The 13,477-nt window shown below is 61.9% G+C and carries 14 protein-coding genes; 8 read left to right on the forward strand and 6 right to left on the reverse strand.

Annotated features, from left to right (window positions below):
* The first annotated feature begins 2 nt into the window (after positions 1 to 2).
* The 8 genes from HWX91_RS29410 (at position 3) to HWX91_RS29445 (ending at position 9,047) form a co-directional block, all read left to right on the forward strand.
* Positions 3 to 1,046 carry a glycosyltransferase gene (locus HWX91_RS29410; RefSeq protein ID WP_028196670.1) on the forward strand — a complete coding sequence of 348 codons (1,044 nt, stop codon included), beginning with the start codon at positions 3 to 5 and terminating at the stop codon, positions 1,044 to 1,046.
* A complete protein-coding gene (locus HWX91_RS29415) occupies positions 1,043 to 1,978 on the forward strand; it encodes a formyltransferase (RefSeq protein ID WP_028196671.1) in 936 nt (311 codons plus the stop codon). Before HWX91_RS29410 ends, HWX91_RS29415 begins: the two co-directional genes overlap by 4 nt.
* Positions 1,975 to 3,039, forward strand: coding sequence for a bifunctional UDP-4-keto-pentose/UDP-xylose synthase (locus HWX91_RS29420; RefSeq protein ID WP_028196672.1), 1,065 nt, complete (start codon positions 1,975 to 1,977; stop codon positions 3,037 to 3,039). Before HWX91_RS29415 ends, HWX91_RS29420 begins: the two co-directional genes overlap by 4 nt.
* A 10-nt stretch (positions 3,040 to 3,049) precedes the next feature.
* The gene (locus HWX91_RS29425) at positions 3,050 to 3,943 is read left to right on the forward strand and encodes a polysaccharide deacetylase family protein (protein ID WP_028196673.1); all 894 of its coding nucleotides are present in this window, start codon (positions 3,050 to 3,052) and stop codon (positions 3,941 to 3,943) included.
* A 159-nt stretch (positions 3,944 to 4,102) separates the two neighbouring features.
* Positions 4,103 to 4,564 (forward strand): peroxiredoxin, encoded by a 462-nt coding sequence (locus HWX91_RS29430; protein WP_028196674.1) that lies wholly within the window; start codon positions 4,103 to 4,105, stop codon positions 4,562 to 4,564.
* Between the two features lie 347 nt (positions 4,565 to 4,911).
* Complete coding sequence (locus HWX91_RS29435) at positions 4,912 to 6,786, forward strand: PhoH family protein (RefSeq protein WP_028196675.1); 1,875 nt, start codon at positions 4,912 to 4,914, stop codon at positions 6,784 to 6,786.
* A 205-nt stretch (positions 6,787 to 6,991) separates the two neighbouring features.
* Positions 6,992 to 8,074: a C40 family peptidase gene (locus HWX91_RS29440; protein ID WP_028196676.1), complete on the forward strand. Its 1,083-nt coding sequence runs from the start codon at positions 6,992 to 6,994 to the stop codon at positions 8,072 to 8,074.
* A 166-nt stretch (positions 8,075 to 8,240) separates the two neighbouring features.
* Positions 8,241 to 9,047 carry an SDR family oxidoreductase gene (locus HWX91_RS29445; RefSeq protein ID WP_028196677.1) on the forward strand — a complete coding sequence of 269 codons (807 nt, stop codon included), beginning with the start codon at positions 8,241 to 8,243 and terminating at the stop codon, positions 9,045 to 9,047.
* Positions 9,048 to 9,119: 72 nt separating this feature from the next.
* On the opposite strand, the gene HWX91_RS29450 is transcribed toward HWX91_RS29445, so the two are convergent.
* The 6 genes from HWX91_RS29450 to priB form a co-directional block, all read right to left on the reverse strand.
* Positions 9,120 to 10,130 (reverse strand): inorganic phosphate transporter, encoded by a 1,011-nt coding sequence (locus tag HWX91_RS29450; protein WP_028196678.1) that lies wholly within the window; start codon positions 10,128 to 10,130, stop codon positions 9,120 to 9,122.
* The gene (locus tag HWX91_RS29455; protein WP_028196679.1) at positions 10,130 to 10,756 is read right to left on the reverse strand and encodes a DUF47 domain-containing protein; all 627 of its coding nucleotides are present in this window, start codon (positions 10,754 to 10,756) and stop codon (positions 10,130 to 10,132) included. The genes HWX91_RS29450 and HWX91_RS29455 overlap by 1 nt, the downstream gene beginning before the upstream one ends.
* Positions 10,757 to 10,872: 116 nt before the next feature.
* Positions 10,873 to 12,258 (reverse strand): replicative DNA helicase, encoded by a 1,386-nt coding sequence (locus HWX91_RS29460; protein WP_028196680.1) that lies wholly within the window; start codon positions 12,256 to 12,258, stop codon positions 10,873 to 10,875.
* Between the two features lie 147 nt (positions 12,259 to 12,405).
* Positions 12,406 to 12,858 carry a 50S ribosomal protein L9 gene (gene rplI, locus HWX91_RS29465; RefSeq protein ID WP_028196681.1) on the reverse strand — a complete coding sequence of 151 codons (453 nt, stop codon included), beginning with the start codon at positions 12,856 to 12,858 and terminating at the stop codon, positions 12,406 to 12,408.
* Positions 12,859 to 12,885: 27 nt separating this feature from the next.
* Positions 12,886 to 13,161, reverse strand: coding sequence for a 30S ribosomal protein S18 (gene rpsR / locus HWX91_RS29470; RefSeq protein WP_007182109.1), 276 nt, complete (start codon positions 13,159 to 13,161; stop codon positions 12,886 to 12,888).
* A gap of 2 nt (positions 13,162 to 13,163) precedes the next feature.
* On the reverse strand, positions 13,164 to 13,463 hold the full coding sequence (gene priB, locus HWX91_RS29475) for a primosomal replication protein N (protein ID WP_028196682.1): 300 nt from the start codon (positions 13,461 to 13,463) through the stop codon (positions 13,164 to 13,166).
* Positions 13,464 to 13,477 lie beyond the last annotated feature (14 nt).

The following is a 13,477-nucleotide window of genomic DNA, read 5'->3' on the forward strand; positions in this document are numbered from 1 at the left end:
AAATGAGTTATTCGGAACATCGCGCCGTCGCACCGGAAGTGTCGATCATCATCCCGGTGTACAACGAGGAAGCCGGCCTGGCGGCGCTATTCGCGCGCCTCTACCCGGCGCTCGACGCGCTCGGCACCGGCTATGAAGTGATCTTCATCAATGACGGCAGCCGCGACAAATCCGCCGCCCTGCTCGCCGAGCAGTTCCGCGCGCGGCCCGACACGACCCGCGTGATCCTCCTGAACGGCAACTACGGCCAGCACATGGCAATTCTGGCGGGTTTCGAGCAATCGCGCGGCGAAATCGTCATCACGCTCGACGCCGACCTGCAGAATCCGCCGGAAGAAATCGGCAAGCTGGTCAACAAGATGCGTGAAGGTTACGACTACGTCGGCACCATCCGGCTGCAACGCCAGGACAGCTTGTGGCGCCGCAAGGCCTCGCGCGCGATGAACCGTCTGCGCGAGCGCATCACCCGCATCAAGATGACCGACCAGGGCTGCATGCTGCGCGCATACAGCCGCCACATCATCGACACGATCAATCGCTGCGGCGAGATCAACACCTTCATTCCGGCGCTTGCCTACACGTTCGCGCAGAATCCGGTCGAGATCGAAGTCGCGCACGAAGAGCGTTTTGCCGGCGAATCGAAGTACTCGCTGTACAGCCTGATCCGCCTGAATTTCGACCTGGTCACGGGCTTCTCGGTGGTGCCGCTGCAATGGCTGTCGTTCATCGGCGTAATCCTGTCGCTCGGCTCCGCGGCGCTGTTCGTGCTGCTGCTGATCCGCCGCTTCATTGTCGGCGCGGAAGTGCAAGGTGTGTTCACGCTGTTCGCCATCACCTTCTTCCTGCTCGGCGTGATCATCTTCGCGCTGGGCCTGCTCGGTGAATACATCGGCCGGATTTACCAGCAGGTGCGCGCGCGTCCGCGCTATCTGGTGCAGACGATTCTCGAACAGCGCGACGGCACCGCCGTGACCGAAGCGCCCCGCCAGGGTGTGGTGCAGGCCGTGCACACCGCACCGCTGATCGATCAGGGCCCGAACCCATGAAGCCGCGCGCCGTCGTATTCGCGTATCACAACGTCGGCGTGCGCTGCCTGCAGGTGCTGCTCGCGCGCGGCGTCGACGTGGCGCTGGTCGTCACGCACGAGGACAACCCTGCCGAAAACATCTGGTTCGGCAGCGTGGCCTCGGTTGCGGCCGAGCACGGCATTCCGGTCGTCACTCCGGCCGATCCGAAAAGTCCGGAACTGCGCGCCGCGGTAAGCGCCGCGCGGCCGGATTTCATCTTCTCGTTCTATTACCGCCACATGCTGCCGGTCGACCTGCTGGCGCTCGCCGCACGGGGCGCTTACAACATGCATGGCTCGTTGCTGCCGAAGTACCGTGGCCGCGTGCCGACCAATTGGGCGGTCATCCACGGCGAAACCGAAACCGGCGCGACGCTGCACGAAATGGCCGCCAAGCCCGACGCCGGCGCGATCATCGCGCAAACGCCGGTGCCGATTCTGCCCGACGACACCGCCGCGCAAGTGTTCGACAAGGTCACCGTGGCCGCCGAGCAGACCCTGTGGCGCGTGCTCCCGGCGCTGCTCGCGGGCGAGGCGCCGCATCTGCCGAACGATCTGTCGCATGGCAGCTATTACGGCGGCCGCAAGCCGGAAGACGGCCGGATCGACTGGACGCAACCCGCGCAGCAGGTCTATAACCTGATCCGCGCGGTCGCGCCGCCCTATCCCGGCGCGTTTACCGATATCGCGGGCCACCGTTTCGTCATCGCCCGTGCGCGTCTGGCTGCGCCCGGCGCGCTACGCCCGGATTTGCCGCCGGGCCTGCACGTAAGCGATAATGCCGTTTTAGCGATATGCGGCGACGGCCGCTCGATCGCCATCCACGAATTGCGGCACCAGCATGGCGGCAACGAAACCGTTGTCACCCCCGCCGAATTCACCCAGCTCATCCAAACTCCCCGTCATTCATGAAAACCGAAGGTTTCGCTAAAAAAGTCCTGATTCTGGGTGTGAACGGCTTCATCGGCCATCACCTGTCCAAACGCATTCTGGAAACGACCGATTGGGAAGTCTTCGGGATGGACATGCAGACCGAACGTCTCGGCGACCTCGTCAATCATGAGCGGATGCACTTCTTCGAAGGTGACATCACGATCAACAAGGAGTGGGTCGAATATCACATCAAGAAGTGCGATGTGATCCTGCCGCTGGTCGCGATCGCCACGCCCGCCACGTACGTGAAGCAGCCGCTGCGCGTGTTCGAACTCGACTTTGAAGCGAACCTGCCGATCGTGCGTTCGGCCGTCAAGTACGGCAAGCACCTCGTGTTCCCGTCCACGTCCGAGGTTTACGGCATGTGCACGGACGAGCAGTTCGACCCGGAAGAGTCGCAACTGTCGTACGGCCCGATCAACAAGCCGCGCTGGATCTACGCGTGCTCCAAGCAGTTGATGGACCGCGTGATCTGGGGCTACGGCATGGAAGGCCTGAACTTCACGCTGTTCCGTCCGTTCAACTGGATCGGCCCGGGCCTCGACTCGATCTACACGCCGAAGGAAGGCAGCTCGCGCGTGGTCACGCAGTTCCTCGGCCATATCGTGCGCGGCGAGAACATCAGCCTCGTGGACGGCGGCGCGCAAAAGCGCGCCTTCACGGATATCGACGACGGCATCGGCGCGCTGATGAAGATCATCGAGAACAAGGACGGTGTCGCCACGGGCAAGATCTACAACATCGGCAACCCGACCAACAACTTCTCGGTGCGCGAGCTCGCGCACAAGATGCTGACGCTGGCCGCCGAATTCCCGGAATATGCCGACCTCGCGAAAAAGGTGCAACTGGTCGAAACGTCCTCGGGCGCGTACTACGGCACCGGCTATCAGGACGTGCAGAACCGCGTGCCGAAGATCGACAACACGATGCAGGAACTCGGCTGGGCGCCGCAGTCGACCTTCGACGAAGCGCTGCGCAAGATTTTCGAAGCGTATCGCGGCCACGTTGCCGAAGCTCGCGCCCTCGTCGAACAACAATAAGGCCTGATCCTTGGCTCGTATCGTCCTGAAGATCGACGTCGACACGCTGCGCGGAACCCGCGAAGGCGTGCCGAATCTCGCGCGCATCTTCGATCGCTTCAAGGCGCGTGCCACTTTCCTCTTCAGCCTCGGGCCCGATCACACCGGTTGGGCGATGCGCCGCGTGTTGCGGCCGGGCTTTCTGAAGAAGGTGTCGCGCACGTCGGTGGTCGAACATTACGGCATCAGGCAATTGATGTACGGCGTGCTGCTGCCGGGTCCGGATATCGGCGTGAAGACTGCCGCGGAAATGCGCGCGATTCACGAGGCCGGTTTCGAATGCGGCATCCACACCTGGGACCACGTGTATTGGCAGGACAACGTGCGTTCGCAAGATCAGGAGTGGACCGGGAAGCAGATGCAGAAGAGCTTCAACCGCTTCGTCGCGATCTTCGGCGCGCCGCCCGTCACGCACGGCGCGGCGGGCTGGCAGATGAACGGCCACGCGTTCGAGCAGATCGACGCGTGGGGCATGCGCTATGCGTCCGACGGGCGCGGCCACTCGCCGTATCTGCCGGTGCTCGACGGCAGAACGCTGTCGCACGTGCAGATGCCCACCACGCTGCCCACGCTCGACGAAGTACTCGGCGTGGATGGCGTCGACGAGCACAACGTCGCCGCGTGGATGTTGAAGCACACCGAAAACAATCCGCACGATCAGGTGTTCACGCTGCACGCGGAACTCGAAGGACAAAAGCTCGCGCCGATTTTCGAACAGTTGCTGGAAGGCTGGCGCGCGCAAGGCCATACCTTTGCGACCATGGGTGATTACTACGCCACGCTGGACCGCGACACGCTGCCATCGTACCCTGTTACGTGGGGCGAAATTCCCGGCCGCTCCGGCGAGTTGATTGTCCAGCCCTGACTGGTCAAAATACAGCCGGCCTCGCGACCTGGCCGCCGCGCGAGCGTAGACCACGCGCCAGTCGCCCTCCCCCAAAGCCTCGATGCCAGGCCGACGCCACAGCAGTTGCAAGAATCCGTGCAAGTACCGTGGCGGCGGCCATACCAACCGGAGAACCTCGTGCCCATCGCAGTCGACCAACCCGTCCCCGACTTTACCGCCCCCGCTACCGGTGGCGAAATCACGCTGTCCAAGCTGCGGGGCAAGAAGGTGGTGCTGTATTTTTATCCGAAGGACAACACGCCGGGCTGCACGACCGAAGGCCTGCAATTCCGCGACCTGTATCCGAAGTTCAAGAAGGCCGGCGCGGAAATTCTGGGCGTGTCGCGCGACAGCCTGCGCTCCCATGACAATTTCAAGGCAAAGCTCGAACTGCCGTTCCCGCTGATCTCGGATCCCGAAGAAACCTTGTGCGCGCTCTTCGGCGTCATGAAATTGAAGAAAATGTATGGCAAAGAAGTACGTGGGATCGAACGCTCCACGTTCCTGATCGATGCCGAAGGCGTGCTGCGTCAGGAGTGGCGTGGCGTGAAAGTGCCAGGGCACGTCGACGACATTCTGGAGGCTGTACAAGCGCTTTGAGGCGCGTTATATTGGGTTCCAATGAGTGCCTGTCCACCCCACACTTTTCGCAGCTGCGCCGGACTTGACGGCCGTTTTCCCGGCTCCGTCGAAGTCGTGAGGCGCAACGCGATAACCGAAGGCGAGCCGCTTGTCCCGTACGCCGGGGCGGCGGCTTTTTTAATTGCGCGCAACCGTTCGTTCACTCGGCCACGCGCTTCCGTTAAGGAGCCGATCGAAGACCAGGCGAACCGGCATCTCTAGACCGAATGCGCGCCTCCGGACGCAAACTGCGTGCACATACACTGGCACCGGCAGAATGCGACAGGCGGCGCACGAAATGTGACCCGATTATTTCGAGGGAAACCATGCCTTTGCCTACCCCCCCCAGCAAGCTCGGCAATCTCCTGCCGCCTGACGAATACAAGGCCAAAGCCGCCACACCGGCGCGCTCCGCCGCGAAGAAACAGGCGGTCGTTGGGGAATCCGCAGAGTCGGCCGATTACGGCCGCGCGAACGTCGCCACGCCGATGGCGCACGCAGCCAATGCCGCGACCACCTTGCGGCCCGTACCGGCATCGTCGGCCTCCCCTGCTACGTCCGCATCCGCCGAGCAAGCTGCACCGGCGCGTGGACGCAAATCGAAGCAGACCGCCGCCTTGCTGCAACCGGTGCCCGCCGCCCGTCCGCAAGCCGAGCCGGCGGTTGCTTCCACGCCCGCTGCCAAAGCGCAGCCGGTCGTCGCGCGCGCGCCGAGCGCGAAAGACCCGGCCGCCGGCACATCCGCAGCCGTAGCACCCAGCACGCGCGGCACCAGCAAGAAGCGCGGCACGTCCACCGACCCGCTCGAAATGCAGAAGCTTTTCGTGCTCGACACGAACGTGCTGATGCACGATCCAAGCTGCCTGTTCCGGTTCGAGGAACACGACGTCTATCTGCCGATGATGACGTTGGAAGAACTGGACAACCACAAGAAGGGCATGTCCGAAGTCGCGCGTAACGCTCGCCAGGTGAGCCGCACGCTGGACGCGTTGGTGGCGAACGCCGGCAATATCTCGGACGGCATCTCGCTTGCGCGTCTCGGCAGCCGTGAGGCATCCGGGCGCCTGTACTTCCAGACCAAACTCAACGCTATCGAACCGGTCGAAGGTCTGCCGGAAGGCAAGGCCGACAATCAGATTCTCGGCGTGGTGCGTGCGCTGCAGCGCGACCGGATGGATCGCCAGGTCGTGCTGGTGTCGAAAGACATCAACATGCGCATCAAGGCGCATGCGCTCGGCCTGCCCGCGGAAGACTACTTCAACGACCAGGTTCTCGAAGACAGCGATCTGCTGTACTCGGGCATCCGCGCGCTGCCGCAGGACTTCTGGACCAAACACGCGAAGGGCATGGAGAGCTGGCAGGACACCAAAACCGGCACCACGTATTACCGCGTGACGGGTCCGCTGTGCGCCTCGATGCTGGTCAACGAGTTCGTCTATCTCGAGCCGCAGAACGGCGAGCCGGCGTTTCATGCGCTGGTGCGCGAACTGAACGGCAAGACGGCGCTGCTGCAAACCTTGCGCGACTACGGCCACCACAAGAACAATGTGTGGGGCATCACGGCGCGCAACCGCGAGCAGAACTTCGCGCTGAACCTGTTGATGAATCCGGAGATCGACTTCGTCACGCTGCTGGGTCAGGCCGGTACCGGCAAGACGCTGGTCGCGCTCGCGGCCGGTCTCGCCCAGGTGCTCGACGACAAGCGCTACAACGAGATCATCGTAACGCGCGCAACGGTTCCGGTCGGTGAAGACATCGGCTTTCTGCCGGGTACGGAAGAGGAAAAAATGCAGCCGTGGATGGGTGCGTTCGACGACAACCTCGAAGTCCTGCAGAAAACCGACGACGCCGCCGGCGAATGGGGCCGCGCCGCGACCCAGGAGCTGATCCGCTCGCGCCTGAAGGTCAAGAGCATGAACTTCATGCGCGGCCGTACGTTCGTGGACAAGTATCTGATCATCGACGAGGCGCAAAACCTGACGCCTAAGCAGATGAAGACGCTGGTCACACGCGCCGGTCCCGGTACGAAGATCATTTGTCTGGGCAATATCGCGCAGATCGATACGCCTTACCTGACGGAAGGCAGCTCGGGTCTGACGTACGTGGTCGACCGCTTCAAGGGCTGGGCACACAGCGGGCACGTCACGCTGGCGCGCGGCGAGCGTTCGCGCCTCGCGGATTACGCTTCGGAAATTCTTTAAGTTTCAACGCATTAGCTTCATGCAGAAGCCGCGTTCGGGTCACTCCGGGCGCGGCTTTTTTATTCGGCGCGCGCTGCCGACGGGCAACACTTAGCGCTCAAACTTCAAGTAATTTATCAAGAATTCTTGCCTGAGCCACGTTTGACGGGCTACCATCCCGACATCGTCCGCCATTAAACGAGCGTTTACCGCTCACTTCGTGTTCATGCGCCGACTCGCCCTTTCGCTGCTGACCGTTTTGCTGCTCGCCGCTTGCGCCGGCGCGCCGCAGAAAACGTCGCGCGGGCCAGGTTCGTCGGTCGTGGCCACGAACGGCGCTTATCACGCGCCACCGCCGGGCTTCCCGAATTTCGTCGACCACAGCATTGGCCGTGAAGAAATCTCCATTCAGGCAATGGGTCTTGTCGGTATTCCATACCGATGGGGCGGTAATACGCCTGATAGTGGCTTCGATTGCAGCGGATTAGTTCGCTATGTCGTATCGCGCGCCGCTTCCGTGAATCTGCCGCGCACTACCGCCGACATGAGCGGTCGCGGCGAATCGATCGAACCGGATCAAATCGCACCGGGCGATCTGATTTTCTTCAACACGACCGGGCGGGCGCATTCGCACGTCGGTATTTATGTGGGCAAGCTGCGCTTTGTCAACGCGCCGTCGACGGGCGGCACCGTGCGGCTCGACTATCTGACCAATCCTTATTGGGCCAAACGCTTCGACGGCATTCGCCGCGTGGCGGCACCGGCTGTGACGCCTGCGCCGTTCGATACACCGAGCTATCAGGCGGCGGCGCCTCAGCCTGAACGTGTTGCGCCGGTGGCTCAGGCGGCGCCGGCTTATGCGGGCACTGCCCCGTTGGCGATGCAATCTGCGGCCGCTGTGCCGGCACCTCAGGCTGATCCATTCGAACCGCCACCGCCCGGCATGAGCGCCGCACAGATACAGGCGCGTGCCGCAGGCGCAGTGTCGCCGGTGCCGCAGCCGGCCGCGCAGGCGAGTACGTACGACGCCACAGCGAACGTAACCAGTCAGCAAACGGCAGCGGCGCGCACCCAATCGCCGGCAGTCGCAGCGCGAGCGCCGGATCCGATCGACGCCGCCGCCGATGCATTCGAGCCGCCTCCGCCGTCCGCTTCAATCGCCGCCCGCCAGGCGCGGCAGGCCCAGCAAGCCGACGGGAATGCAGAAGGTGTGCGGATCATGCGCGCTTCGACCGCATCGCGTGGCGTCCCCGCCCCCACGCAAACCACCGACGACCCGATCGCGCGCTTCGCCAACGGCAATTTCTAGGAGCGCTGGCGCCGGCTAATCGTCGCTCATGACGCGGGCCTCGATTTGTTGCTCCATGGCTCGCACCCACGACGAAGCCCAAACAGCGCACCTCAGCCCGGTCCATCCCCTCCTTGCTGCCGATCTGCTATCGTCATCGATATTCTTCCGACAGCAGGTGATGACGATGGATCTCGGGCTGAAAGACAAGGTGGTACTGATCACGGGCGGCAGCAAAGGGATCGGGTTCGCCTGCGCCCGGGCCTTCGCACTCGAGGGAGCGAAGGTGGCGATCGTTTCGCGCGACCCCGCCAATCTCGCGCGCGCTTACGAACAGTTGAAACAGGAAGGCCTGAACGTGCATCGGACCCGCGCCGATCTGCATGAACCGCACAGCGCGGCGGACGTCGTCGAGGAAGTCAGCACGGCGGTCGGCCCGATCGATGTGCTGATCAACAGCGCCGGCGCCGCCCGCCGCTACGACCCGGAAACGCTGGACGCCGACGCGTTCCGCGCGACCATGGAAGCCAAGTATTTCCCGTACATCTACCCTCAGCAGGAAGTACTGCGGCGCATGGCCGAGCGCGTCAAGGCGGGCGACGGTGCCGCACCCGGCACGATCGTCAACATCATCGGCATGGGCGGCAAGATCGCGAGCGACATCCATATCGCCGGGGGTGCCGCGAATGCCGCGCTGATGCTCGCCACCGTCGGCCTCGCCCACTACTACGCGCGCTACGGCATCCGCATCAACGCAATCAATCCGGGCTCGACGCTGACCGAGCGCGTCGAGGAAGCCGTCAAACTCGAAGCGTCGCAGCAAGGCATCGAAAGCGCGGAGGCGTTAGCGCGCGGGCAGGCTAAAGTGCCGCTCGGCCGTTATGCAAAACCGGAAGAAATCGCTGATGTCGCGCTGTTTCTGGCGAGCCGCCGCGCGAGCTATGTAACGGGCGCAATCGTCCCGATGGATGGAGGTAGCGCGCCGTTGATCTGAGCGATGCGCTTTGTCGACAGCTTTAGTTGCTTTGCCGCGCGCGGGCAGCCTCGCCGTCCGCGCGCCGCCTGCTTACAGGAACCGGTGGCCGAGCCACCAGGCAGCTGCGGAGAGCGCCGCCGAGGCTGGAATCGTCAGAATCCAGGCCCAGACGATGTTGCCGGCCACACCCCAGCGCACCGCGCTCAACTTCTGCGTGGCGCCCACCCCGACGATCGCGCCGGTAATCGTGTGCGTGGTGGACACCGGAATGCCGAGCCACGAAGCGGTAAACAGCGTAATCGCCCCACCCGTCTCGGCGCAAAAACCGCCGACCGGCTTCAGCTTGGTGATCTTCTGACCCATCGTGCGAACGATCCGCCAGCCGCCGAACAACGTGCCGACACCCATCGACAGATAGCAGCCGCCGATTACCCACAGCGGCGGAGCGTCCGCGATCGATGAGGCATAGCCTGTCGCGATCAGCAGCATCCAGATGATGCCGATGGTTTTCTGCGCGTCGTTACCGCCGTGACCCAGGCTGTACAAACCCGCGGAGACCAGTTGCAGACGCCGGAAACGCCGGTCGACCTTGCTCGGTGGCGTGCGGAAATAGATCCACGACACCGCCAGCATGAAGAACGAACCGAGTATGAAACCGAGCAGCGGGGAGATGAAAATGAAGGCAACCGTCTTCATCAAGCCGTCGATATTGAGCGACCCCCAGCCCGACTTGGCCAGCGCCGCGCCCACCAGGCCGCCGATCAGTGCATGCGACGAACTGGATGGAATGCCGTAATGCCACGTGATGATGTTCCAGCCGATCGCCCCGACCAGCGCACCAAAAATGACGTAATGATCGACGATATCCGGATCGATCGTGCCCTTGCCGACCGTCTGCGCCACTTTCAGGTGGAACACAAAATACGCGATGACGTTGAAAGCCGCCGCGAAGGCCACCGCCTGTTGCGGCTTCAGTACGCCGGTCGACACGACCGTGGCGATCGAATTCGCCGCGTCGTGAAAGCCGTTCATGAAGTCGAAAATCAGCGCGACGGCAACCAGGCCGGCGACGACCCAGATAGCGAGTTGTATCGATTGCATTATGCGTTTTCCAGCACGATGCCTTCGATGATGTTCGCCACGTCCTCACACTTGTCGGTGATCGTTTCGAGCAATTCGTAAATCGCCTTCAGCTTGATGAGCGTCTTGACGTTGTCTTCTTCGCGGAAAAGTTTCGACATGGCCGAGCGCAGCACGCGGTCGGCTTCCGATTCCAAACGGTCGATGTCCTCGCACGCCTTCAGAATCTGGCTCGCCTGCTTCATGTCCGACAGCAGGCTGACAGCGAACTGCACGCGCTCCGAGGTGGCCGTGCAGATGTGCGCCAACTGGCTCGCCTCGGAAGTCACTGCCTGCACGTCGTACAGCGAGATAGCGGTGGCGACGTCCTCCATCAGGTCGAGGATGTCGTCCATCGTGGTGATCAGCTTGTGGATTTCGTCGCGGTCGAGCGGCGTAATGAAAGTCTTGTGCAGCAGGTCGATCGCTTCGTGCGTGAGCTTGTCAGCGGCCTTTTCCGCCTTCTGCACATTCTGCTTATGAGTCTCGGCGTCCTGCAGGTTGTCGATCAGCAGCTCGAGTTCGCGGCTTGCCGAGACGATGCACGTTGCGTGTGCATTGAAAATTTCAAAGAACTTGCCCTCGGTGGGCATGAATCGACCGAACATTGGGATCCTGGAAATGGGTCACATTATGGCTGACATAAAACCGCCACATTGTACCGTTCCAGGATCGATGCCGCACTTTTGAAAGCGTCGTTACAACAGGCCGGACAGTTAGCCCTTTACTCGCTGTAAAAATTCTGCGCGCCGGCAAAATTATCGAACTTCGTGAATTGGCCGTGGAATGTGAGCCGAACAGGCCCGATCGGACCATTCCGCTGCTTACCAATGATGATCTCCGCAGTGCCCTTGTCCGGACTGTCCGGGTTGTACACCTCGTCGCGATAGATGAACAGAATCACGTCCGCGTCCTGTTCGATAGCGCCGGACTCCCGCAAGTCGGACATGATCGGCCGCTTGTTCGGGCGCTGTTCGAGACCACGGTTAAGCTGTGACAACGCGATCACCGGTACGTCCAGTTCCTTCGCGAGACTCTTCAGCGAACGTGAGATTTCCGAAATTTCGGTCGCGCGGTTTTCGCCCGACGACGAACCGCTCATCAGTTGCAAATAGTCGATGATGATGAGGCCAAGCTTGCCGCACTGACGCGACAGCCGACGCGCGCGCGAGCGCAATTCCATCGGATTCAAGCCGCCAGTTTCGTCGATGAAAATCTGCGCCTCGCTCATTTTCTGCACCGCGTGCGTGAGCTTCGGCCAATCCTCGTCCGTCAGACGCCCCGTGCGCATGCGGTGCTGGTCGAGCCGGCCGACCGACCCCAGCATACGCATGGTGAGTTGCGAGCCCGGCATTTCCATCGAGAACACGGCCACCGGCAAACCATACTCGACCGCCACGTATTCGCCGATGTTCATCGAAAACGCCGTTTTACCCATCGACGGGCGGCCCGCCACGATGATCAGCTCACCGCCGTGCATACCGGAGGTCATGCGATCCAGATCGACGAAGCCGGTCGGCGTACCGGTCACGTCGCTCGGATTGGCGGTGTGATACAGCGTATCGATCCGCTCGACCACCTCGGTCAGGAGGGGGCCGATTTCCAGGAAACCCTGCGTGCCACGCGCGCCGTCTTCAGCGATCGAAAACACCTTCGACTCGGCCTCGTCCAGCAACTGGCGGACTTCCTTACCTTGCGGATTAAACGCGTCGGCGGAAATCTCGTCGGCGACGGACACGAGGCGGCGCAATACCGCGCGATCGCGCACGATTTCCGCATAGCGGCGGATATTGGCGGCGCTCGGCGTGTTCTGCGCCAGCGCGTTCAGATACGCAAGACCACCGACCTCTTCCGCCTTGCCCGAGGTGCCGAGCGCCTCGTACACGGTAATCACGTCGGCCGGACGCGTCGCCGCGATCAGCTTGCCGATGTGCTCGAAGATGATACGGTGGTCGTATCGGTAAAAATCGCTTTGCGACAGGAAGTCGGCGATGCGGTCCCATGCCGCGTTGTCAAGCAGCAGGCCGCCCAGCACCGACTGCTCGGCTTCGATCGAATGCGGCGGGACTTTCAGCGACTCGATTTGGGGATCTTTGGACGGTGCGTTCATGGAGAGGAATTATCGGGGTAAATGCGCGCGGAGGGAAATCAAAAACCGATACTTCGATACATGGAAAACGAGCAATAAAAAAGGCAGGGGCCGGTCACCCGGCCCCTGCCTTTTGCCAGAAACGTCCTGGCAGATACGGCTAAATGCTTAGACGTGTTCGCCGATCACAGCGACCGTCACATCGACGAGAACGTCGGTGTGCAGCGAGATCTGAACAGCGTGCTCGCCAACCAGCTTCAGCGGGCCTTCCGGCAGACGCACTTGCGCCTTTTCCACTGCGAAGCCTTGTTTGACCAAAGCGTCAGCGATGTCGGCGTTCGTCACCGAGCCGAACAGACGACCGTCAACGCCGGCCTTCTGATTGATCTGAACCGTCGAGCCTGCCAGCTTTTCGCCTTGAGCTTGAGCGGCAGCCAGCTTTTCAGCGGCGATCTTTTCGAGTTCAGCGCGGCGAACTTCGAATTCAGCCAAAGCTTCCTTCGTTGCACGGCGAGCTTGCTTGTTCGGGATCAGGAAGTTACGTGCGTAACCGTCCTTGACCTTCACGATATCGCCCAGGTTACCCAGATTGACGACTTTTTCCAGAAGAATGATTTGCATTCGGATGCTCCTTATCGCGTCGTCGGGTTAGGCCTTGTGCTGGTCGGTGTACGGCACCAGCGCGAGGAAACGTGCGCGCTTGATTGCCGTATCCAGCTGGCGTTGATAGTGCGACTTCGTACCCGTGAGACGCGCCGGCGTGATCTTGCCGTTTTCGCCGATGAAGTCCTTCAGCGTTTCGAGGTCCTTGTAGTCGATGTGATCGACGCCAGCGGCCGTGAAACGGCAGAACTTCTTGCGCTTGAAGAGCGGATTTTGTTGCTGACGACGCTTGTCGAATTTCTTACCAGTCGGGCGGGGCATGTTCAGTCCTTTCCAATGTCCTGCAATTCTGTGATGTGAAATACCAGTGTTCTTGCGTTGCGGTGCTTTTTTGCCAGAAAGCCTGTGAAGAGCGTTTCCACGCCCATCTGACAGCCTTCGAGCTTACCGCTCGCCTCACCTGCGGCTACCGCCTGCATGGTCAGTTCGACTTGCCGGGCAATGCCGGCTTCGACGACTTCCGTGCGGTGGTGCAACGTGCAGCCTGCAATCGGAACGCCGGCGGGGGTATACCGCACCGGTTCGCGTTCGACGACGCTGGCCGTAAGTTGCAGCCGATTCATGTAACCTTTGGCGA

This window comes from Paraburkholderia fungorum (assembly GCF_902833645.1).
In the GTDB taxonomy this organism is placed as follows: domain Bacteria; phylum Pseudomonadota; class Gammaproteobacteria; order Burkholderiales; family Burkholderiaceae; genus Paraburkholderia; species Paraburkholderia fungorum.